This window comes from Hydrogeniiclostridium mannosilyticum (assembly GCF_003268275.1).
Taxonomy (GTDB): Bacteria; Bacillota; Clostridia; order Oscillospirales; family Acutalibacteraceae; genus Hydrogeniiclostridium; species Hydrogeniiclostridium mannosilyticum.
The window spans coordinates 167564-189213 of record NZ_QLYR01000002.1 but is presented as its reverse complement, the minus strand read 5'-3'; the positions used below and the strand labels follow the sequence as shown (position 1 = coordinate 189213).

Below are 21650 nucleotides of genomic sequence, written 5' to 3'. Positions count from 1 at the left end.
TTACATAAAATACTGTAAGTTTTTTTAAAATAATTTTATCCGCGCTTTACAAGCACATAAAAATCAGCGTTGTGCTCACAACCTTGTTTTTAATATTTGCTCCTATGCTTTTATTCACTAATTCTTGTGTTCTGGTTTACAATCCTGTAATATTCTGTTAAAATAAAAACAAATCAAAAGCTAAAAAATACAAAAAACAGAATGCCTTCTGTGAATAACACCCGGCATTTTTTGTCAATGCTACCATTAGAAAGGGGTTCTTAGGAAATATGGCTGATTTTACGATTGTAACAGACTCCAGCTGCGACCTCCCCGATGCGCTGGCGAAGGAGATGGGGCTGACCGTCCTCCCGCTCTCCGTCAATATAGCGGGAAAGGAGTACCGCAATCTTCTGGATGGAAGCGACATCAGCTTCGCTGAATTTTTCCGGCTTTTAAGAGCCGGTACGCCCTGCACGACCTCCGCCGTCAATGTAGAAGCCTTTCGGGCGGCTATGGAACCGATTTTGCAGGCGGGCCGCGATATTCTATGCATCGCCTTCTCCTCTGCGCTCAGCAACACCTGCAACGCGGCCCAAATGGCCGCCGAGGATCTGGCGAAAAGCTATCCCGACCGGAAAATCTATGTGGTGGATTCGCTGTGCGCTTCCCTGGGCGAGGGCCTGCTTATCTACCTCGCCCACAAAGAACGTGAAAAGGGCAAGAGTATTGACGAGGTCCGCCTGTGGCTGGAGCAGAATAAGCTCCAGCTGTGCCACTGGTTTACTGTTGACGACCTGCAGCACCTGCGCCGCGGCGGGCGAATCTCTTCCGCCACTGCGTTTTTCGGCGCCATGCTGCATATTAAGCCCGTCCTGCATGTTGACAATGCCGGCAGGCTGATCAATGTCGGCAAGGCCCGCGGCAGAAGGGCCTCGCTCGATGCACTCGTCGGCCACATGGCCAAAACCGCTGTCGCGCCCGAAACCCAGACCGTCTTTATCAGCCACTGCGATGCGCAGGCCGACGCGGAGTATATCGCCCGGCAGATTAAGCAGCAGCTGAAGGTTCCCAAGGTCATTATTCATTATGTTGGCCCCGTCATCAGCGCGCACTCCGGCCCCGGCACGGTAGCCCTGTTTTTCCTGGGCACAGAGCGCTGATTATTTATGCATACCAGGTATATATTTTACGTTTTCAACGCAAAAATCCCGGTTGAGTCCAAGGACTCGACCGGGATTTTTACTTTAGCTACAGCCTATTTCTTAAGCACCGCAATTTTTAGGGAAGCCGTTCAGCCCGACACGCTTCATAACGCTCGGATAATCGACATACGACCAATCCAGGTCTACATTTCCCGAGACGCCATTCACCTTGCCCTTGCTGGTGTGCTGCCACATGCCGAACTGGCCGTTGTAGGTCGGACGGTCATTGTACTGGGCATACCACACGTCAAACTTTTTCAGCTTATTCATGTCGTAGCGGTACGTAATCCAGTCCAAATTTGTATACAGGCACACATAGTAACCGGCGTTCTGCACCCTCGTCAGGAATGTGTCGGCAATCTCTGTCAGACGCTCCTTGCCCAGGTTGGCCTGCGACGCGTCTTCCACATCGTAAGCGACCGGGTACTCCAGGTGGTAGCCGCCGATTAAGTGCAGGAAAAAATCCGCCTCCAGCTTGGCGTCCTCCGGTGTCAGCGCATAGCTGTACAGGTACGCGCCCCTCGCCACACCGGCCCGCTTGGCTTTGGACATATTGCTGTAATACTGCCGGTCCGTCTGGTTCTCCCAATCCTTCCAGCCGTAGCCCGCACGAATCATGGCAAACTCGATGCCGTCCGCCTTCGCCTTGTTAAAGTCGATGTCGCCCTGGTAATGAGAGACATCCATTCCCTTAATCGGACTCATTTTATTCCCTCCCAATTTAAAAATGACGGCTGCCGTACGAAAGGATTTTCTGTGTGCCGTGCAGCCGGGGGGAAGTCTTGTCTCTTTCCCCTTTAAGCCGAAAAGAAAGCCCCGTATTCATCATACAGGGCTTTCCCGAAAAAGGTTCCAATTATTTTACAGGGTTTAATCGCCGAATTAATCGCCGAACATCGCTTTTATCTTATCAAAAAAGGTTTTCCGCTTGGTGTAATTCTTTTCCTCCGACGTGTCTTCAAATTCCTTCAGCACATCCTTCTGCTTCTGTGAGAGGTTCTTGGGAACCTCCACCACAACCCGGACATATTGGTCGCCGCGGCCGCGGCCATTGATGTAGGGAATGCCCTTGCCCTTGAACTTAAACACGTCGCCAGGCTGCGTTCCCTCGCGCACCTGGTAAGATACCCGCCCGTCTATGGTCGGCACGGTAACCTCCGCGCCCAGGGCGGCTTGCACAAAGGTAATGGGCATTTCACACCAGATGTCGTTGCCCTTGCGCTCGAAGATGGGGTGAGGCCGCACATTGACATACACCTGCAGGTCGCCGGCAGGGCCGCCGTTTCTGCCGGCATCACCCTGCCCGCGTACATTCAGAATCTGGTCGTTATCCACGCCGGCGGGAATATTGACCTCAATGGTACGCTGCTTGCGGGTGCTTCCCGTGCCGTTACAGGTTTTACAGGGGTGCTCAATCACACGGCCGGTGCCGCCGCAGCGGTCACAGCTGCGGCTGGTCTGAACAACACCGAAAGGGGTGCGCTGGCTGACATGTACCTGGCCCGTGCCGCCGCACTGCGGGCACGACGACGCGCTGGTGCCCTTTTCCGCCCCACTGCCGCCGCAGCTCGGGCAGGTTTCAATTTTATGGTAGCTAATATTTTTCTTGCAGCCCTTGGCAGCCTCTTCAAAGCTGATGTTAACGACCGCCTCCGCATCGTTTCCCCTTCTCGGCGCATTGGGGTTGGAACGGCGCGCACCGCCGAAGCCGCCGCCAAAGAAGCTGCTGAAGATGTCGCCGAAGTCAAAGTCGCCGGTAAAGGGGCTGCCGCCGGCGCCGCCGCCGAAATTAGGGTCCACGCCCGCATGGCCGAACTGGTCGTACCTGGCCTTCTTCTCTTTATCCGACAAGACCTCATAAGCCTCGTTTACTTCCTTAAAATGCGCCTCCGCTTCCTTATCGCCGGGGTTCAGGTCCGGATGGTATTTTTTTGCCAGCTTACGGTACGCCTTTTTGATCTCATCGTCCGAGGCATTTTTTGGAACCCCCATCACCTCATAATAATCTCTTTTCTCCGCCAAACCTCATCACTCCCTTAAACGGAACGCTGTTGCCCGCAGCACACGTACAAGCCCCGGCCTCCGCCCTCTATAACAAGCCAAAGGCAGCCCTGCCCGGCTGCCTTTGGCGCTTTAATTGTGCGCCGTCGCATTACTTCTTATCGCCGTCTACATCCTTATACTCGGCATCATAGACGTTTCCTGCCGCATCGCCGCCCTGCGGCGCACCCTGCGCGGCATCACCGGGCTGACCCTGCGGCGCGGCGTTTTTATACAGCTTTTCAGAAACCGCATACATGGCCTTCTGCAGCTCCTCGCTGCCGTTCTTCATCGCCTCCAGGTCGTTCTTGGAAATGGCATCCTTCAAGGTGGCAACCTTGGCGTTCAGGTCCGTCTTATCGGCTTCCTCCATCTTGTCCCCGCTCTCGGAAATCAGCTTTTCCACACTGTAGCAGAGGTTTTCAGCCTCATTCTTCTTGTCAACCTCTTCACGGCGCTTCTTATCCTCCGCGGCGAATTTCTCCGCGTCCTGAACAGCCTTCTCCACGTCCTCCTTGCTCATGTTGGTGCTGGAGGTAATGGTAATGTGCTGCTCCTTTCCGGTTGCCAAGTCCTTCGCAGAAACATTGACAATGCCGTTTGCGTCGATGTCAAAGGTAACTTCAATCTGAGGAATCCCACGCGGGGCCGGTGCAATGCCGTCCAGCTTAAACAGGCCGAGCTGCTTGTTGTCGCGGGCGAACTCACGCTCGCCCTGCAGCACGTTGACCTCTACCTGCGTCTGGCCGTCCGCGGCGGTGGAGAAAATTTGGCTCTTCTTCGTCGGAATGGTCGTGTTGCGCTCAATAACCTTGGTCATGACGCCGCCCATCGTCTCAACGCCCAGAGAAAGCGGGGTCACGTCCAGCAGCAGCAGGCCCTCGACCTCGCCGCCCAGTACACCGGCCTGAATTGCTGCGCCAATGGCTACGCACTCATCGGGGTTAATGCCCTTAAACGGATCTTTGCCGGTCACGCGCTTCACCGCATCCTGAACCGCCGGGATTCTGGAAGAACCGCCGACCAGCAGAACCTTGTTGAGTTGGCTGAACTGCAGGCCCGCATCGCTCATCGCCTGGTTTACAGGGCCAAGCGTACGTTCCACGAGGTCGCCGGTGAGCTCATTGAACTTCGCGCGGGTCAGCGTGAGATCCAGATGCTTCGGTCCGGTGGCATCGGCGGTAATAAACGGCAGGTTAATCGCCGCGGTCGTCATGCCGGAAAGCTCGATCTTCGCCTTTTCAGCCGCTTCCTTCAAGCGCTGCATAGCCATCTTGTCGCCGGAAAGGTCAATGCCGGATTCCGCCTTGAACGAGGACACCATCCAGTCAATAACACGGTTGTCGAAATCGTCGCCGCCAAGGTGGGTGTCGCCCGCAGTCGCCAGTACCTCCTGTACGCCGTCGCCCATCTCGATGATGGAGACGTCGAAGGTGCCGCCGCCAAGGTCGTAGACCATGATTTTCTGATCCTCGCCCTTGTCAATGCCGTAGGACAGCGCCGCCGCCGTCGGCTCGTTGATGATTCTCTTCACATCCAGGCCGGCAATCTTGCCCGCGTCTTTAGTGGCCTGGCGCTGCGCATCGGAGAAATAGGCCGGAACAGTAATAACCGCCGATGTCACCGACTCGCCCAAATAAGCCTCCGCGTCCGCCTTCAGCTTCTGCAAAATCATCGCGGAAATTTCCTGCGGCGTATAATTTTTGCCGTCGATGCTCACCTTGTAATCGGTGCCCATATGGCGCTTAATCGAAGCAATGGTACGCTCCGGGTTGGTGATGGCCTGTCTTTTGGCGACCTGGCCCACCATGCGCTCGCCGGTTTTGGAGAAGGCCACCACCGACGGGGTGGTTCTGCCGCCCTCCGCATTTGCAATTACAGCAGGCTCGCCGCCTTCAATAACCGCTACACAGGAGTTTGTCGTACCTAAATCAATACCAATTGTCTTAGCCATAATAATTACCTCCACATTTTCATTCTAAAGCTGTAGTCTAGTCTCTATCTAAATATTCCCGATCCGGCCTAATTGGCTACCTGCACCATCGCATACCGGATCACCTTGTCGCCGATTTTATACCCCTTTTGGAACACCTGGGTCACGACATTGTCGCCTGCGGCCTCGTCCTCTACATGGGAAACCGCGTTATGCACGGCGGGGTCAAAAGCCTCTCCGACCTCTCCCATCGCCGTCACACCCAGCTTGTCAAGCGCCGCGCACATCTGCGCCTGCACCATCTCAACGCCCTTGCGCAGGTCCTCAACCGAGCATTCCTGCTGTGCCAAGGCCCGTTCCAGGTTATCCGCCACATTGAGTATTTCCTTTACAGCATCAGCCGTAGCGTCCGCGTAAACCGCGCTTTTTTCGCGCTCCGTTCTCTTTCTGAAATTATCGTACTCGGCGGCCGTACGCAAAAGCTGCTCCTTTTGTTTCTTCCCGAACGCCTCCGCCTCCTCAAGCTTCTGCTGAAGCTCCTCTTCCCTATTCTTCTTCTTTTTTGATTTGTCCTTTTTGGCTTCCTGTGCCGTCTTTTGTTCCGCTCCCTGCTCGGAGGCCTCCGGGGTCTTTTCCTCCTCCTGAACAATTGGTTCCTTTTCAGCTGTCTCCAAGTTTTCCGCCCCTTTCTATTCCAACCTTTTTAGAAAGATATTTTATATTGAAACGGCCCTCCGGCCGCAGTGGCTGCTATTCATTGCTCATCAGCTCGGTAAGCATTTTGCCGACCGCCTCCGCCAGGTAGTCAATCCCGGCAATCACGCGGCTGTAATGCATCCGGGTCGGGCCAATTACGGCAATGGAGCCGGCCTCTTGGCCGCCGATGTAATAGGGGGCAAACACCATGCTGGTGTCCGCCAGCTCCTTGCGCTGGATTTCGCGCCCAATGAGAACCTTTGCCCCGCCGGGCTGCAAAATCAGGTTCGTCAGCTCCTCGGGCCTGGATAAAAAGTCCATAATCTGCCTGGCGCCGCCGAGCTCAAACTCCGGACAAAACAACAGGTTTGTCTCACCGTGCATGCACAGGTCCGCGCCCATTGACTCCCTGGCAACCTCAAGCACCGCGCTGAGCGGCGCGCTCATTAAAATTGCCATCTCCCCCAATGAGGCGGCAAGCCCCTGAATAAAGGCGGGGGTCACCTCCACCACCGGGCGCCCGACCAGCTTTTCGTTCAGGGTGCGGAAATAAACCCGGAGAATATCGGAGGTAATGTCGAAGTCACAGTGAAAAACCCTTGTCTTCATGGTTCCCGCCGAGGTCATCAGCACCACCATCGCCGTTCGGCGGCTGGTCTGCACAAACTGAACGGCCCGGATGTCCGCCGCGCTCCCGCTCGGCGTCGTCGATACCGCCGTAAAGCGGGTCATGGCTGCCAGCGCCCTTGAAACGCTGTTCATCAGCTTTTCCGGGTCGTACGCACTGTCAAACAAAACGCTGTCGATCACACTGCGTTCTTCCACGGAAAGCGTGTATTTGGGAAGCAGCGCATCCACATAATAACGGTAGCCGCGCTGTGAAGGTATGCGCCCCGCCGAGGTGTGCGGCTGCTCCAAAAGCCCCATCTCCGCAAGGCTGCTCATCTCGTTGCGCACGGTAGCGGAAGAGACATTGAAGTCCAGCACCTCACACAGCGCCTTAGAGCCTACCGGCTCGCCCGTTACAATGTAAAGGTTGACGACCGCCGCCAGTATTTTCTGCTTTCTTGTGGTCAGCTCCAACCTTCCCGCCTCTTTCCGTGTTCCGCCCCGGTATGCTGCCGCGGCGGATTCCCTTGACTGTTTTCATCCGTTTCGTTAGCACTCTTATCATTCGAGTGCTAACTTATATTTATAATTTATCATTAGTCTGCCCTTTTGTCAATAAGATAATTGTAAACTAATTGTGAAATTATGATTTTTTACGCGCCGCGGCGGCTCAAAGCCGGCACGTCTGCTGGCAAATAAAGCCACGGCCTGATAGGACATAAGGTAGAATTTCCTCCGATGAAAAAACGGTATTTATGACGATTATGTAGAAAATTTTTCAGAAGCTTGCCCCTGCACGGCGAAAAGTGTACAATAGATATAAACTCAGGACACTGCGGCGTCCCCCCGCTTAGTTTTATTTCCGGTTTTGAGCGCGCCCTCAGGCCGGTATTTTATTGTTTTTTCGTGGATTGCCGGGCCCCGGAGGCCCTGGTTCAAAAATAAAAATATTTAAGGAGCGTGCAAAGTGGTGGAGCATATGGATGCTAGTACTGTATTCCGTTCTACAAAGCAGGTGGCTTCTCTCGGCCTCGTCGTGTTGGAGGGCGCCCGCGAACTCGGTGAAAAGATTGACGTCTATTTGACCGAATGGGCCGGCCAAACCGGCCATGAGGGCAGCTTTATCATCGACAGCCAGTGCCCCCGGTTTTCCTCGGGCGACGGCAAAGGAATCCTTCGGGACACCGTCCGCGGCAAGGACCTCTATTTCCTCATGGATGTAGGCAACTACAACTGCAAGTACAACATGTTCGGCGCGCAGAACAGCATGAGCCCGGACGATCACTTCTCCGACCTGAAGCGCCTGATTCAAGCCGCCAACGGCAAGGCGCACCGCGTCGTCGTAATTTCCCCCATGCTCTACGGCAGCCGCCAGCATCGCCGCAATTTCCGCGAGAGCCTGGACTGCGCCGTCGCCCTGCAGGAGCTGCAGGCCATGGGCGTCTCCAATGTTATCACTTTTGATGCGCACGATCCCCGCGTGCAGAACGCCACGCCGCTGATGGGCTTTGACAACGTCATGCCCACCTACCAGGTGCTCAAGGCCCTGATTCACGAGGTGCCCGATATTCAGCTCGACTGGGACCACTTCATGGTCATCAGCCCGGACGAGGGAGCCATGGGCCGCAACATGTACTACTCCAGCGCCATGGGCGTCAATCTCGGCATGTTCTACAAGCGCCGCGATTACTCCAAGGTCGTCAACGGCCGCAATCCCATTGTCGCCCACGAGTACCTCGGCGACTCCGTCGAGGGAAAGGACGTCTTTATCGCCGACGACATCATTTCCTCCGGCGAATCCATGCTCGACATTGCCTACGAGCTGAAAAAGCAAAAGGCCCGCCGCATTTTCTCCTACTCCACCTACGCCATTTTCACCAACGGGCTGGATGAATTTGACAAAGCCTACCGCGACGGCATCATCTCCGGCGTATTCGGCTCCAACCTCACCTATATCTCCGATGCGCTCCGCCAGCGCGAATGGTTCCATGAGGTCGACTGCAGCAAATACATCGCCTATTTCATCGCCGCGCTCAACCACGACATTTCCGTCAGCGCAATCATTGACCCCCACGAAAAAATTCACCAGCTGCTGAAGGAGCACGGCTTCGCAAAGGATTAACCTGCGCCAAATATCCCGCCGGTCAAGGAGGCATGGCCATGTATTACCGCGTTGGAAAAAAACTGGAGCCGCTCGGCGCACCCTTGCCGGATGGCGGCGCACACCCATTGCTGGCCCTGATGAGCCCCGAGGAACTGCGCCGGGAAGGCCCAGGCCTTGGCTTTGCGGAACGCACCATCCAGGAATGCGGGAATATCCGCCTGTCGAAAATCGAATCGCTGTATGGGTACCTGTTCGGGACGCTGCGGATTCCACTAAAAAACAAAAACGCCTGGAAGCATGAGGCACTGGCCTTCTACATTAAGAAGGGCCTGCTTGTTATTTTGGACGAAAAAGGCATTATCCAGAAGAGGCTGGCGGCGCTGGCCACGCTTAAAAATTGGGACCGGGCCTCGTTTGAGCAGATGATTTACGACATTCTCAACGACTTGATTCGAGATGACCTCTCCGTACTCGAGGGCCTTGAAAGCCGTATTACTTTGCTGGAAGAAAACGTTCTGAACGATGCCCTTGCCGATTTTAACCGCAAGCTCACCCTGCTTCGGCGTGAGCTGCTGTATTTGCACAGCTATTACGAAGAGCTCGTCGGCATCGGCGAGGAGCTCCAGGAAAATGAGGCCGCGGTCTTTGAGCCCAAACGCCTGAAGCTGTTCAAGCTCTTTACCGAGCGGGCCGCCAGGCTGAGCAGCAACGCCCAGACTCTGCGGGAATACTCCATGCAGGTGCGAGAGGTCTACCAGGCACAGGTGGACATCCAGCAAAACAGGGTCATGAAGGTGCTCGCTGTCGTCACCACGCTGTTCTCTCCATTGGCCCTCATTGTTGGATGGTATGGAATGAACTTCACCGGTATGCCGGAGCTCAGGTGGCCGATGGGGTACCCGATGGTCATCATGCTCAGCATTGCGGTGGTCGTGGCCTGTCTGATATTTTTTCGCAGAAAAAATTTTTTTGAGCTCTCAAAGGCTCCGTCCCGTGTCATGCGACGCAGGCGGAGCCTTTTTTACAATGGAACCAATCCATACGCCTTCTCAAGAAAAAATTTTGCAGCTTTTCAGCAGTATCATAAAACGGTAACACACAGAAGAGGACGAAAAATGCGGCTTTGGGAACAAGACCGCTTAAAACTGAGCGGCTCATTTTATGAAAAGATGTGATGTCGGATGCCAAGGGCATGTTTGCCAATTGGGTTACAGATCCGGAGGCCACCCGATTTTGGGGACGGGAGCCTCACAAGGATATATCCGTGACCAAAGCGCTGCTGCGGCAATGGTTTGCTGAATATGAGCAGGAAAACTGCTGTCATTCGGTGATTATGAATAAAGAAAATCAGCGCGGCGGTCCACTATTGGCTGAGCAGGGCGTACTGGAACCATGGCATTATGAGCGAGGCCTGCAAAAGGGTGGTTCAATTTGCCTTTGAGGAGGTTGGCTTTCAAAAAATATATTCCTATCACCATGCTGACAATCCGGCAAGCGGAAAAGTAATGCAAAAGTCCGGCATGCAATATCTGAAAACCGAATACCCGGACATGGACTGTGAACAGCTAAGCGGTGATTATTGCTGCTATGAAATCATTAATCATAACCAGCGAACAAAGGCCTAATCCCATCCACCCCCCTTTTTTCCATTCCTGGCACAGGCCGCCTTGCGTCCTGCGCCCCCAAAAGGTTCAGGCGCCCATCACGCAAGACAAAAAAACCGCTCCGGCTATTGAAGTGCCCCCAAAAAGTTAGACAGCATGATATACTGGATAACAAATGGGGGCAGTTCAATATAAAACCGAAGCGGGCTTTTTTGTTATTTTCCGGCGGCAGAAAGCCGCTGGCTTTTATTTTTCACAGGGAATTTGGTTGAGCAGCTCCTCTATTTTGTCCAGAAGCTCGGGCGTTACCCCTACAAACGGGTTGCCGATCTGATCCCGCAGGGAGAGCTCCGAGCTCTCAAGCGGCAGCCTTTGGTTGGTGTTATCCCGCAGGTCCATCAGGTTGGGCAGCACACTTTCAACCGCCTTGCGCGCCTCCGGATTTGCAATCACATCCTTAGTCGCGCTGTAAATTGAGAAAGTGCGTGCATAGAGCTTCTCCGGCTCATAGGCAAACTCATAAACGCCGGTCAGAACCTTGACGTTGACGCAATCCCCCTGCTGCTCTGTCCAAAACGTGCTGGCTGAGAGCGGCTGGCCGTTGTACAGCACCTTTTCCAGCCTTGCATCCGGCAGAAGGATCTCTGCCTCCGCATTAAACGGCACCTCAAAGCGGAAGCTCAGCTTTCCATGCTCAATCTTCCACTCGCTCACATAGACGCCCGCCGCAGAGTCGAGCTTCGTTTTGACCCAATCCAACCGCGCGTTGGGCTGCGGAGCCAGACGCACACAGCGGAAGCCGGGTTCATCCTCGACCGGCTGGATACCGGCTACGTTGCGGTACATCCATTCCACCACGGAGCCATAGGCGTAGTGGTTGAGGGAGTTCATGCCCGTGTCACTGATCAGCCCATTCGGCAGCACCGAGTTCCAGCGCTCCCAAACCGTGGTCGCGCCCATCAGCACTTCATAGATCCAGCTCGGGTAATCGCGGTTCATCAGCAAACGGTAAGCCACGTCATTGCAGCCGTTTTCACTGAGCACACGGCACAGGTAAATGGTACCGACAAAGCCGGTCGTCAGCTTCCAATCGTTCTTCTTCAGCAGCTCGCGCAGGTCGGCAATAACCCGCGGCCGCTGCTCCTGCGGCACTAGATTCATAAACAGCGCCATCACATGCGCCGTCTGCGTTTCAATGGACAAGCGCCCGTTCGGCGTGACATATTCCCGCTGAATAGCCGCGCGCACCTGATCGGAGAGCTCGCTGTACTCCTTCGCCAGCTCCTCCTTGCCAAGCACCTTGGCCGCCTTGGCAACCAGCATCGCGGAGTAGCAATAGTAAGCCGAAGCGATAAAATAATTATCCGTTGCGCCAAAGCAGGATTTTGGATCCTTGTAATTATCCAGCGCAAGCCAATCGCCGAAGTGGAAGCCCGTCGTCCACAGGCGCTTTCCACCCGCGGCCTCGTCCTGCCGTTTAATAAAGTCTACCCAGTCCTTCATGCTCTTGAACTGGCTTTCCAGGATTTCCTTGTCACCGTAATGCAGGTAGCAATTCCACGGGATCACCGTGGCCGCCTCGCCCCAGGCCGTACTGCCGCCCTGGATCATGCCGCCCATCGGCACCACATGCGGAACCGCGCCCTCCAGCTCGCCCTGCTCATAGGCCAGGTCGCGCCCGTATTTGCTGTAAAAAGCGTAGGTATCCATATTAAAGGTCGCCGTGCCGGAGAACGCCTGAGCGTCGCCCGTCCACCCCATGCGCTCGTCACGCTGCGGGCAGTCGGTAGGCACATCGACAAAGTTGCCCTTCTGGCCCCAGATGGCATTGAGGAACAGGCGGTTAATCAATGGGTCGCTTGTCTCAATCCAGCCGCGGCGTTCCATCTCCGAGTGCAGCACAACGCCGGTAAAGTTCTCTTTTTCCACCGGCTTTGTCATGCCGCTGACCTTTACAAAGCGGAAGCCATAGAAGGTAAAATGCTGGCGGATCGTCACCGGCTTGCCGCTGGAGATAAAGTGGTATTCTTCCAGTGCGGACCGCAGGTTATCGCGGTAAAAATTATCGTGCTGCAAAATTTCGCCGAATTGCAGAAACACCTCTGTGCCCGCAGGCTCGTCGAGCTTTATTTCCAGCAGGCCGACCATGTTCTGGCCCATATCCAGCACCGTCTCCCCCGCCGGGGTATTCAGCACCGCAACCGGAGTAATGCGCTCATTGGCCACAATCGGCGGGCTCAGGCGCGCCTCCAGGCGGTCATAGCCCAGGCCGGCAGCCCGTACCGGGTACAGCGTGCCGTCCTCAATCCGGTCGTCGTAGCACTCGCCGTCATAGATATTGGCAAAGGTCACCTTGCTTTTTTTAGCCTGCCAGCTCTCGTCGGTCACAATGGTCTCGCGGGAGCCGTCCGCATACTCAAGGACAAACTCCGCAATCAGGGCCGTTTCATTGCCGTAGATCTGCTCCTTGCCCTGGAAGCCGTACCGGCCGCGGTACCAGCCGTCGCCCACCCAGACCTCAATCTGGTTTTCTCCGGCCTGGAAGGCCTTGGTCACATCATAGGTCTGGTACTGGATCCATTTGTCGTAGGCGTGCAGGCCAGGCGCCAGGTATTCGTCCCCAATTTTTTCGCCGTTGATATAAAGCTCGTAAATGCCAAGGCCCACCATATAGGCACGGGCGCGCGCCACGGCCTTCTTTGCCGCTACCCCGCGGGTAAACCAGGCCGCCGGCCCCTGCTCCATGGTATGGGCAATCCATTTTGCGCTCCAGCTGCCCGGCGCTTTTGCGGTTTCAAACCACGCCGGCTCGCTGGTCGCGTACTCGCCGTTCTCCGCCCAAACCGTGACACGCCAGTAGTAGCGCGTGCAGGGCTCCAGCTTCATATCCGGGCTGTAGGCCAGGCTGTCGATCGAGGCGGTTTTGCCGCTGTCAAACAAAATCTGCTCAAAGGCCTCGTCAGAGGCCACCTGAACCTGCGCGGCGGTTTGCTTTGCCGCCGCCGTGTCAACCACCTGATATGTAAAGGATGGTTTATCCATGGCGAATCCAAGCGGATTCACACGGTGATTGGTCTTTAAGCCGATGATTTTCAAACAATTCACTCCTTTTCTCCATGTGGGCCGGCCACATCAACAGAACGCTGTTGCAGCAATTTTCCTTTTTATTCTATCCCAACCCACACCAAAATTTCTATTGTAGATATCCCCAATATTTCCTAAAAAATATTGGGGATAATCACTACGCTTATTCAAATGAAAGCCTTTCCTCACCGTCCGCACGCGCCACTGCCTTGGTTGCAACAACGTCGATGCCCAGCCCCAGCAGGTTGGAGGCGAGCGTCTCCCCTACTGCTACCGGCGCCTTGGCGACAGCGGCGTTGATGGCCTGCATGGCCTCAAAAACTCTGTCCTTTGGAACCGGCCGCGCCGTCTTAACCGGCGCTCGTGGACTCATTCCTCCCGCCACACGCATGGTGGTCGTCACCGTGCGCACCGGGTTCAGCAGTTCCTCCCTGCCGTAAACAGCCCCGCGCGGGCAGGCATTTCCCGTTACCCGGCAGCCGTTTTCCTCATCCACCTGTAAATGGCAGCCTTTCGGGCATACAATACAAATCAGCTCCCTCATGCGGGCACCTCCTCTTCCGCTGCCACCGAAACCTGCAAATTCCTGCCCGCGGCCCGGTCCAGCAGCACCTTTGGCAGCACGATTTTCTCCATTTCACCCGGCGCCATATGCTGGCGCGGGAACTGTGCCAGCAGCTCATCCCCTGCCGTCACGCGGATCACCGACCTTCCATATACCGCCCGTACCCGAAAAAACAGCTCTGCACGCTGCCCTGCATACTGTGGCCGAAGCCGCTGCGGCACTACATAGGAAACGCCCTCTCCGTTCTCAACGGTGAGCGCCTCCCCAACTGCCGGGCGGCCGCCACGGGCAAACGCGGCGGCCGCCCGGCCCGCACGCTGCCCCTCGGCTGTGACAAAGTCCGCCAGGTCGTGCACGTGGACCACGTTGCCGCTGGCAAAGATACCGGGAATGGAGGTCTCCATATTTTCATAGACCACCGGGCCGTTCGTCCTGGGGTCCATCTCTATGCCCGCCTGCCGGGAGAGCTCATTTTCCGGGATGAGCCCTACCGAGAGCAGCACCGTATCGCAGTCAAATACCATCTCCGTCCCTGGAACCGGCCTGCGGTTTTCGTCCACCCTGGACACCGTCACCTGCTCCACCCGCTTGCTGCCCTTGATGTTCGTAATGGTGTGTGATAAATAGAGTGGGATGTCAAAATCCTCCAGGCACTGCACAATATTGCGGTTCAGCCCGCCGGAATAGGGCATGATCTCCACGCATGCAAGCACCTTGGCGCCCTCCAGCGTCATGCGCCGCGCCATAATCAGGCCGATGTCGCCGGAGCCCAGAATGACCACCCGCTTGCCGACCATGTAGCCCTCCACATTCACATAGAGCTGGGCCGCGCCGGCGGTAAAAATCCCCGCCGGCCTATCGCCCGGAATCGCAATGGCTCCGCGCGTCCGTTCCCGGCATCCCATATTCAATACCACCGATTTGCCGCGCAGCTCCATGTAACCGTCCGTCGGGTTCATCGCCCGTACCACACGGCCGCCGCCAACCTCCAGCACCATAGTGTCCAGCTTAACCTCCACACTGGTCTCCCGCAGCAGATCAATAAACCGCCCGGCATATTCCGGCCCGGTCAGTTCCTCCTTAAAATAATGCAGGCCGAAGCCGTTGTGGATGCACTGGTTCAAAATGCCGCCCAGCTCATGGTTGCGCTCCAGTAGCACCACCCGCCCGGCCCCGTTTGCGGCGGCCTCTATTGCCGCCGCCAGGCCCGCCGGCCCGCCGCCGACCACAATTACATCATACAGCGTCTGCTCCATATTCATTGCCCCTCCTTTGTCCTGCCGGTAACCACCGTCATACCAGCCCGGTCCTGTGGGATCTGTTCCGGCGCACAGCCAGTCTCGCGTGCAATGATCTCCAGCACGCGCGGGCCGCAAAAGCCGCCCTGGCAGCGTCCCATCCCCGTGCCGCAGCGCCGCTTGACTCCATCCAGCGAGCAGGGCGGCAGCGGCGAGTGCAGGGCCGCGACAATCTCACCCTCTGTGACCGTCTCACAGCGGCAGACAATCCGCCCATAAAGCGGCTGACGGCGAATCAACTCCGCACGCCCGGCGGCGGAAAGCTGCTTGAAGCGCACCACATGCCGCCTGTCCACCCATTCCGCCTTTTCCTCCAGCGCGAGGCCCGATGCCCCGAGCATCCGCACCATGTCACGGGCAATTGCCGGCGCCGAGGTCAGCCCCGGCGATTTGATGCCCGCTATGCGGAAAAAGCCCGGCGTCTCGGATTCCCCGACAATAAAATCCTCCTCATCCGTCAGCGCCCGCAAACCGGAAAAATTGCGGATGGATTCACGAAACGCAATGCCCGGCACAGATTTTGCCGCCGTGCGGCGCACAAACTCCAGCCCCTCGGCTGTCGTGCTCAAATCGCCGCGCTCCGCGGGCTCCGCATCCGGCCCCACAATCAGGTTACCATGTACCGTCGGCGCTACCAGCACCCCCTTTCCCTGCTTGCCGGGGCATTGAAAGATCACGTGCTTTACCAGCGCACCCTGGCTTTTATCCAGCAGGTAATACTGCCCTTTGCTGGGATGAACGGTGAAGGATGCGGGATTTAGCAGCCGGTCAACCAGGTCGCAGTCCACCCCGGCGGCATTGACCACATAGCGCGCGTGTATTTCCTCGCCGCCGGCGGCCAGAATAAAGCCCCGGCCCCCGGCCCCCTTGCGGATAGCGGTGACCTCGCTGTTCAGGCGAACGCCGGCCCCATTGCGCACAGCCGTTTCCGCCAGGGCAAGCGCCAGCTCCCATGGGCTGACAATTGCGGCGCTGGGGGCGTAAAGCGCGGCCTTGGCCGCATCGCTTACCGCCGGCTCCAGCTCCCGGATTTCCGCCGGGTTCAGCACCCGCAGCCCGGGCACGCCGTTCTTCCGTCCACGGTGGAACAGCACATCTACCTGCAGCATCTCCTCCCCGTCAAAGGCCAGCACCAGGGAGCCCGTCTCCTTGCAGGGCACATCCAGCTTACGGCAGAGCTCCTTGACCAGGGCATTGCCCTCCACGTTATAGCGCGCCATGCTCGTGCCCGGCAACGGGTCGTACCCCGCATGCACAATCGCGCTGTTGGCCTTCGTCGTACCAATGGACACATCGTTTTCCCTCTCCAAAAGTATGCTGCTCACCCGATAGCGGCTCAGCTCATACAGCAGCGCGCAGCCACAAATGCCGCCGCCGATGACCGCTACGTCCACATGAATCATCCCTCATCCTCCTTTTGCACATAAAAAAGCAAGCAAAATAAACCCATTTCACGGGTTTTCTTTTGCTTGCCTCATCTTCTCACGCAATCATTCAATTATCCGGCGCCTCGCCGTTTATTCTGCTTTATTATACGCGCCCCTCCGGCAGATTGCAAGAGGGCGGTGCAAATTTACATAAACCAGATTTCCGGGTTGGTGGTGGAGATAGCCCGGGCCCCGGCCTTCAGCGCCGCCATTACGTCCTCCTTGTCCGAGATCAGCCCGCCCGCAATAATGGGGGTCGGAAGCGAGCTGCTGAGCTTTTGCAAAATCTTCGGCATGGCGCCCGGCAGCATCTCAATAAAATCCGGCCGGGTGTCCTCTTGATGCTTGTAGACATTTTCCAGCGCCATAGAGTCAATGACAAAAAAGCGCTGCACCGTGGCAAGGCCCAGATCTTTAGCCCGGCGGAGCACCTGCGGGCGCGTGCTGATGATGCCGTCCGCACGGGTATATTGGCGAATAAAGTCTACCGCCGCCTCCCTGGGGCTCAGGCCCGAAATCAGGTCCACATGCACCACCGCCGAGCGTCCCGCGTTTTTCACCTGCTGTACAATCGCGGGAATCTCGCACACGGATCCGTACAGAATAAACACCAGCTGGATTTCCGACTGTAGGCACTGCTCCAGCCCCGCCTCATTTTTAACCGCGGCAATAATCGGGCATTCGTCCAGCATTGCGGAAAGCTCGCTGGCCATATTGGTTTTCCTTCTCTCCCTACTCATAGCTCATATGCAGCGCACAGGCCGCCGGGTCCTCGAGCATGCTGCCCACGCCGCACGCCCTCAATTTCTGCGCTGTCAAATAACCCCCTCCTCCCTCGCTTGGTTTTCCGACATTATTGTAGCATAATTCCGTGTATGCTTCAAGGGGCCGTGCCCGCAACCTTGACAAGCCGCGGGCCCTATATTATGATGGGGATAAACGCCCCGCCCCTTTCCCCTGCTGAAAAGAGCAAACGGCCAAGCTGTAAAAAGGGAGGAATTGCCGTGGAGAAAAAATATATTGTCGCCCTGGACCAGGGCACTACCAGCTGCCGCTGTATTGTGTTCGACCGCGACCAAAACATTGTTTCGTTGGCCCAGAAAGAGTTTCCGCAGATTTACCCCAAGGCCGGGTGGGTGGAACATAACCCGACGGATATTTATGTAACCCAGTACAGCGTCATGATTGAGGCGCTGACAAAAATGAACATCCATGCGGGCGACATTGCCGGCATCGGCATCACCAATCAGCGTGAAACCACCATTGTCTGGGATAAGGAGACCGGCCTGCCCGTCTGCAACGCAATTGTCTGGCAGTGCCGCCGCACGGCGGATATCTGCGAGGAGATCAAGTGGCACGGCCCGCTGGTAGAACACATCCGCCAGAGCACCGGCCTGCTTGTGGACGCCTACTTCTCCGCCACCAAGCTCAAATGGATTCTCGACCACGTCGAGGGCGCGCGCCAAAAGGCGGAGGCGGGGCGCCTGCTGTTCGGCACCGTAGACACCTGGCTGATTTGGAAGCTCACCGGCGGCAAGGCGCACGTGACCGATTACACCAACGCCTCGCGTACCATGCTGTTCAATATTCACACCCTCAGCTGGGACCAGGAAATCCTCAACGCGCTGGAGATTCCTGCCTGCATGCTTCCCAAGGTATGCGGCAGTGCCGAAATTTACGGGTACACCCCCATTGCAGGCGCAATGGTGCCTATCTGCGGCATCGCGGGCGACCAGCAGGCGGCACTGTTCGGCCAGGCCTGCTTTGAGCGCGGCGATATCAAGAACACCTACGGCACCGGCAACTTTATCCTGATGAATACCGGCGATACCCCGGTAGAAAGCCGCCACGGCCTGCTCACTACCATTGCCTACGGGTTGGGCGGCAAGGTCTGCTATGCGTTGGAGGGCAGCGTCTTTATCGGCGGCGCGGTGCTTCAGTGGCTGCGCGACGAAATGGGCTTTTACAAAGAAGCGCCTGATGCCGATTATTTCGGCGGCAAGGTCAAAGACACCCAGGGCGTTTATTTTGTGCCGGCCTTTACTGGCCTGGGCGCGCCCCATTGGGACATGTACGCCCGCGGCTGCCTCTTTGGCCTGACGCGCGGCACCAGCCGCAACCATATTATCCGTGCCGCGCTCGAATCCATCGCCTTCCAGTCCAAGGACGTCATTGACGCCATGATAGCGGACACCGGCCTGCTCTTTGATGAGATCAAGGTCGACGGCGGGGCCAGCGTCAGCGACATCATCATGCAGTTTCAGGCGGACATCACCGGCAAACGCCTGCGCCGTCCCATTGTGCGCGAGACAACCGCCCTTGGCGCCGCCTACCTCGCAGGGCTGGCCTCCGGCTTCTGGAGGGACCTGGACGACCTGCGGCGGCATTGGTCGCTGGACAAAATCTATGAGCCCGAGATGGACGCCGGGCAGCGCGAAAAGCGCCTGCACGGCTGGAAAAACGCTGTGGCCTGCGCCAAAATCTGGCGGGAGGAGTAAGGGTCCTGCCCGCAAAAACGCCCGGGCGGCAACCAGGCCCGCTTTACCGTGTGCCGTGGGCTGCCGCGTTATCTATCATCGCACCATTAAGCAGCCGAAGAGGGGCCTCTCCGGCTGCTTTTCATTGTCCGGGCCGGAAAAAGCCGCTGTTTTTCAAATTGAACCGGCACTTTCCCCGGTCTATAATAAATACAGACCGCTACAGTACCTATAAACTTGGAAAGGAGCCCTTTCAATGAAAGAATTTTATACGCTCGAAGAGCTGGCCGCCATGTCCATGCTGACCACTCGCACCCTGCGCAATTATCTTCGGCTCGGCCTGCTGAGCGGCACAAAGACCGACGGCGTGTGGCAGTTTACCGCCGAGGATTTCGAAAACTTTTTGCAACAGAAATCCGTCCGGCAAAGCATCGCTGCCAAAAGGAACAGCGTTATTTACGATTTTCTGCTGGATGACAGGAAACTGGTCGATGCCTCCTGCCAAATCTACGACTTCGCCGCCAGGGATGCGGCCTCTGCCCAGCGGCTGAACCAGGCCTTTACCGAACAAATTAACCATTCCGGCTTTATCGGCCTGCAGTATGCCTATCAGTACGACGGTAAAAACAAACGGGTGCGGGTGATTCTCCGAGGCGAAGCCCAGGATCTGCTTACGCTTGTCACCCACGCGCTGGAAGCGGCGGAGGAGCCTGCCCACGCCGGCCCTGAGCCCTGAATCCTGTACCCAAACAGTAAAAAACAGCCGGGGAAGCCCCCCGGCTGTTTTAGTCCTATTAAATACGGTACGGTGCAGCTTTATTTTTCGATGCTGTTGAGCAGCCCGCCCTTTTCAATAATGTTCTGAATAAACGGCGGGAACGGCTGCGCCTGGTAGGTTTTCCCTGTGGTATGGTCGCTGATCCTGCCGGTATCAAAATCGACCTCCACCTCGTCGCCGTCCTGAATCTCACGGGCAGCCTCGTCGCACTCCAAAATTGCCAGGCCGATATTGATGGCGTTGCGGTAAAAAATACGCGCAAAGGTGCTGGCGATGACGCAGGAAATTCCACTGGCCTTAATGGCAATGGGCGCATGCTCACGGGAGGAGCCGCAGCCAAAGTTCTTTTCTGCAACCATAATGTCGCCAGGCTGGACCTTGCTCACAAAGCTCTTATCAATATCCTCCATGCAATGCGCCGCAAGCTCCGCATGAGAGGCGGTGTTCAGGTAACGGGCGGGAATAATAACGTCGGTGTCAACGTTGTCGCCGTATTTATGTACTCTTCCATGTGCGTTCATATCATGACCATCCTTTCTCGCTCAAAGCTTCGCCGGGTCGGTGATGTAGCCCGTCACGGCACTGGCTGCCGCCACCGCGGGGCTGGCCAGGTAGACCTCGCTCTCCACATGGCCCATGCGGCCTACAAAGTTGCGGTTCGTGGTCGAAACCGCCCGTTCGCCCTTGCCAAGCACGCCCATGTGACCGCCCAAACAGGGCCCGCAGGTTGGGGTGCTGAAAACCGCGCCCGCTTCAATAAAAATTTCCGCCAGCCCCTCGCGCACTGCCTGTAGGTAAATATCCTGCGTACCCGGAATGATGATGCAGCGCACATTCTGTGCCACCTGGCGGCCCTTGAGGATCTCCGCAGCCGTGCGCAGGTCCTCAATCCGCCCGTTAGTGCAGGAACCGATGACGCTCTGGTCAATTTTAATCTCGCCCACCTCGTCGATAACACGGGTATTCTCCGGCAGATGGGGGAAGGATACCGTCGGGCGCAGCTTATCGAGCTCAATAACCACTTTGCGTTCATACACCGCGTCGGGGTCGGCCTCATAGGCCACGGCCTCGCGCTGGAAGCGGCCCTCTCCATAGGCAAGGGTTACTTCGTCCACCGGGAATATCCCGTTTTTGGCGCCGGCCTCAATCGCCATATTTGCAATGCAGAGGCGGTCATCCATCGACAGGCTCCGCACGCCTTCGCCTGTAAATTCCAGCGACTGGTACAGCGCGCCGTCCACGCCGATTTCGCCAATCAGGTGCAAAATAACGTCCTTACCGCTGACCCAGCGGTTCAGCTTCCCCTTCAGCTCGACTTGAATGGCCGATGGTACCTTAAACCAGGTCTTGCCGGCGATCATGCCAGCCGCCATGTCCGTGGAACCCACACCCGTGGAAAACGCGCCCAGCGCGCCGTAAGTGCAGGTGTGTGAATCCGCGCCGATGATGCAGTCGCCCGGTACCACTATGCCCTTTTCCGGCAGCAGCGCGTGCTCAATGCCCATGCGCCCCACATCAAAAAAATTCTTAATGCCGTATTTTCCGGCGAAGCTGCGGACCTGCCGGCACTGCTCCGCCGCCTTAATGTCCTTATTCGGCGTAAAATGGTCCATCACCAGCGCAATCCGGGTGTTGTCAAACACCGAGGACGCCCCGCACTTTTCAAACTCATTAATTGCCACCGGCGAGGTGATGTCGTTGCCCAGCACAACGTCGAGCTTGGCCTCAATCAGCTGCCCCGGCTCCACCGAATCCAGCCCTGCATGGGCGGCCAAAATCTTTTGGGTCATTGTCATTCCCATAAATAAGGAACCTCCTGTCCAAACATTGTTTCAAAAATTATCCTTCGAT

General features: G+C 56.7%; 19 protein-coding genes. 7 read left to right on the top strand and 12 right to left on the bottom strand.

The genetic code is table 11. The annotated features are described in order from the left end of the window. The first annotated feature begins 269 nt into the window (after positions 1-269). On the top strand, positions 270-1142 hold the full coding sequence (locus DPQ25_RS05720; protein WP_112332220.1) for a DegV family protein: 873 nt from the start codon (positions 270-272) through the stop codon (positions 1140-1142). Between the two features lie 102 nt (positions 1143-1244). Here the strand turns inward: DPQ25_RS05720 and DPQ25_RS05715 are convergent, their stop codons facing one another. The 5 genes from DPQ25_RS05715 to hrcA form a co-directional block, all read right to left on the bottom strand. Then, complete coding sequence (locus DPQ25_RS05715; protein WP_112332219.1) at positions 1245-1889, bottom strand: glycoside hydrolase family 25 protein; 645 nt, start codon at positions 1887-1889, stop codon at positions 1245-1247. A gap of 177 nt (positions 1890-2066) precedes the next feature. Next, positions 2067-3206, bottom strand: a complete 1140-nt coding sequence (dnaJ, locus tag DPQ25_RS05710; protein WP_112332218.1) for a molecular chaperone DnaJ — start codon at positions 3204-3206, stop codon at positions 2067-2069. Between the two features lie 130 nt (positions 3207-3336). Next, positions 3337-5178 carry a molecular chaperone DnaK gene (gene dnaK, locus DPQ25_RS05705; RefSeq protein ID WP_112332217.1) on the bottom strand — a complete coding sequence of 614 codons (1842 nt, stop codon included), beginning with the start codon at positions 5176-5178 and terminating at the stop codon, positions 3337-3339. Positions 5179-5246: 68 nt separating this feature from the next. Continuing rightward, positions 5247-5831, bottom strand: coding sequence for a nucleotide exchange factor GrpE (grpE, locus tag DPQ25_RS05700; RefSeq protein ID WP_242978239.1), 585 nt, complete (start codon positions 5829-5831; stop codon positions 5247-5249). Between the two features lie 76 nt (positions 5832-5907). After that, positions 5908-6936, bottom strand: coding sequence for a heat-inducible transcriptional repressor HrcA (gene hrcA, locus DPQ25_RS05695; RefSeq protein WP_112332216.1), 1029 nt, complete (start codon positions 6934-6936; stop codon positions 5908-5910). 505 nt (positions 6937-7441) lie between these two features. Here hrcA and DPQ25_RS05690 point away from each other — a divergent pair. Genes DPQ25_RS05690 through DPQ25_RS15310 form a run of 4 tightly spaced genes read left to right on the top strand, consistent with a single transcriptional unit; the run spans position 7442 to position 10191 of the window. Continuing rightward, positions 7442-8584 (top strand): ribose-phosphate pyrophosphokinase, encoded by a 1143-nt coding sequence (locus tag DPQ25_RS05690; protein ID WP_112332347.1) that lies wholly within the window; start codon positions 7442-7444, stop codon positions 8582-8584. A 38-nt stretch (positions 8585-8622) separates the two neighbouring features. Beyond that, a complete protein-coding gene (locus tag DPQ25_RS05685; RefSeq protein WP_177576862.1) occupies positions 8623-9741 on the top strand; it encodes a magnesium transporter CorA family protein in 1119 nt (372 codons plus the stop codon). Positions 9742-9758: 17 nt separating this feature from the next. After that, complete coding sequence (locus DPQ25_RS05680; protein ID WP_146740531.1) at positions 9759-10007, top strand: GNAT family N-acetyltransferase; 249 nt, start codon at positions 9759-9761, stop codon at positions 10005-10007. Then, positions 9967-10191, top strand: a complete 225-nt coding sequence (locus tag DPQ25_RS15310; protein ID WP_112332213.1) for a GNAT family N-acetyltransferase — start codon at positions 9967-9969, stop codon at positions 10189-10191. The genes DPQ25_RS05680 and DPQ25_RS15310 overlap by 41 nt, the downstream gene beginning before the upstream one ends. A 225-nt stretch (positions 10192-10416) precedes the next feature. On the opposite strand, the gene DPQ25_RS05670 is transcribed toward DPQ25_RS15310, so the two are convergent. The 5 genes from DPQ25_RS05670 to DPQ25_RS05650 form a co-directional block, all read right to left on the bottom strand. Further along, complete coding sequence (locus tag DPQ25_RS05670; RefSeq protein ID WP_112332212.1) at positions 10417-13266, bottom strand: alpha-L-rhamnosidase; 2850 nt, start codon at positions 13264-13266, stop codon at positions 10417-10419. 151 nt (positions 13267-13417) lie between these two features. Beyond that, complete coding sequence (locus DPQ25_RS05665) at positions 13418-13798, bottom strand: DUF1667 domain-containing protein (protein ID WP_112332211.1); 381 nt, start codon at positions 13796-13798, stop codon at positions 13418-13420. After that, positions 13795-15075, bottom strand: a complete 1281-nt coding sequence (locus DPQ25_RS05660) for an NAD(P)/FAD-dependent oxidoreductase (protein WP_112332210.1) — start codon at positions 15073-15075, stop codon at positions 13795-13797. The genes DPQ25_RS05665 and DPQ25_RS05660 overlap by 4 nt, the downstream gene beginning before the upstream one ends. 2 nt (positions 15076-15077) lie before the next feature. Next, entirely contained in the window at positions 15078-16520 is a 1443-nt protein-coding gene (locus DPQ25_RS05655) for an NAD(P)/FAD-dependent oxidoreductase (RefSeq protein ID WP_112332209.1), read from the bottom strand. A 170-nt stretch (positions 16521-16690) separates the two neighbouring features. Next, entirely contained in the window at positions 16691-17257 is a 567-nt protein-coding gene (locus tag DPQ25_RS05650; RefSeq protein ID WP_112332208.1) for a glycerol-3-phosphate responsive antiterminator, read from the bottom strand. A gap of 216 nt (positions 17258-17473) precedes the next feature. On the opposite strand from DPQ25_RS05650, the gene glpK reads away from it, so the two are divergent. Both glpK and DPQ25_RS05640 read left to right on the top strand, forming a co-directional pair. Further along, complete coding sequence (gene glpK, locus DPQ25_RS05645) at positions 17474-19042, top strand: glycerol kinase GlpK (RefSeq protein WP_112332346.1); 1569 nt, start codon at positions 17474-17476, stop codon at positions 19040-19042. A gap of 235 nt (positions 19043-19277) precedes the next feature. Continuing rightward, positions 19278-19757, top strand: a complete 480-nt coding sequence (locus DPQ25_RS05640; RefSeq protein WP_112332207.1) for a helix-turn-helix domain-containing protein — start codon at positions 19278-19280, stop codon at positions 19755-19757. Positions 19758-19837: 80 nt separating this feature from the next. Here the strand turns inward: DPQ25_RS05640 and leuD are convergent, their stop codons facing one another. Continuing rightward, complete coding sequence (leuD, locus tag DPQ25_RS05635; protein ID WP_112332206.1) at positions 19838-20320, bottom strand: 3-isopropylmalate dehydratase small subunit; 483 nt, start codon at positions 20318-20320, stop codon at positions 19838-19840. Between the two features lie 21 nt (positions 20321-20341). Next, complete coding sequence (gene leuC / locus DPQ25_RS05630; protein ID WP_112332205.1) at positions 20342-21601, bottom strand: 3-isopropylmalate dehydratase large subunit; 1260 nt, start codon at positions 21599-21601, stop codon at positions 20342-20344. Positions 21602-21650: the final 49 nt, after the last annotated feature.

Bases quoted from the DNA above. Each gene is read 5' to 3' on its own strand.
- DPQ25_RS05720 (WP_112332220.1), top strand. From the start codon at position 270: ATGGCTGATTTTACGATTGTAACAGACTCCAGCTGCGACCTCCCCGAT.
- DPQ25_RS05715 (WP_112332219.1), bottom strand. From the start codon at position 1,889: ATGAGTCCGATTAAGGGAATGGATGTCTCTCATTACCAGGGCGACATC.
- dnaK (WP_112332217.1), bottom strand. From the start codon at position 5,178: ATGGCTAAGACAATTGGTATTGATTTAGGTACGACAAACTCCTGTGTA.
- DPQ25_RS05690 (WP_112332347.1), top strand. From the start codon at position 7,442: ATGGATGCTAGTACTGTATTCCGTTCTACAAAGCAGGTGGCTTCTCTC.
- DPQ25_RS05685 (WP_177576862.1), top strand. From the start codon at position 8,623: ATGTATTACCGCGTTGGAAAAAAACTGGAGCCGCTCGGCGCACCCTTG.
- DPQ25_RS05680 (WP_146740531.1), top strand. From the start codon at position 9,759: ATGTTTGCCAATTGGGTTACAGATCCGGAGGCCACCCGATTTTGGGGA.
- DPQ25_RS15310 (WP_112332213.1), top strand. From the start codon at position 9,967: ATGAGCGAGGCCTGCAAAAGGGTGGTTCAATTTGCCTTTGAGGAGGTT.
- DPQ25_RS05665 (WP_112332211.1), bottom strand. From the start codon at position 13,798: ATGAGGGAGCTGATTTGTATTGTATGCCCGAAAGGCTGCCATTTACAG.
- DPQ25_RS05660 (WP_112332210.1), bottom strand. From the start codon at position 15,075: ATGGAGCAGACGCTGTATGATGTAATTGTGGTCGGCGGCGGGCCGGCG.
- DPQ25_RS05655 (WP_112332209.1), bottom strand. From the start codon at position 16,520: ATGATTCATGTGGACGTAGCGGTCATCGGCGGCGGCATTTGTGGCTGC.
- DPQ25_RS05650 (WP_112332208.1), bottom strand. From the start codon at position 17,257: ATGGCCAGCGAGCTTTCCGCAATGCTGGACGAATGCCCGATTATTGCC.
- glpK (WP_112332346.1), top strand. From the start codon at position 17,474: ATGGGGATAAACGCCCCGCCCCTTTCCCCTGCTGAAAAGAGCAAACGG.
- DPQ25_RS05640 (WP_112332207.1), top strand. From the start codon at position 19,278: ATGAAAGAATTTTATACGCTCGAAGAGCTGGCCGCCATGTCCATGCTG.
- leuD (WP_112332206.1), bottom strand. From the start codon at position 20,320: ATGAACGCACATGGAAGAGTACATAAATACGGCGACAACGTTGACACC.
- leuC (WP_112332205.1), bottom strand. From the start codon at position 21,601: ATGGGAATGACAATGACCCAAAAGATTTTGGCCGCCCATGCAGGGCTG.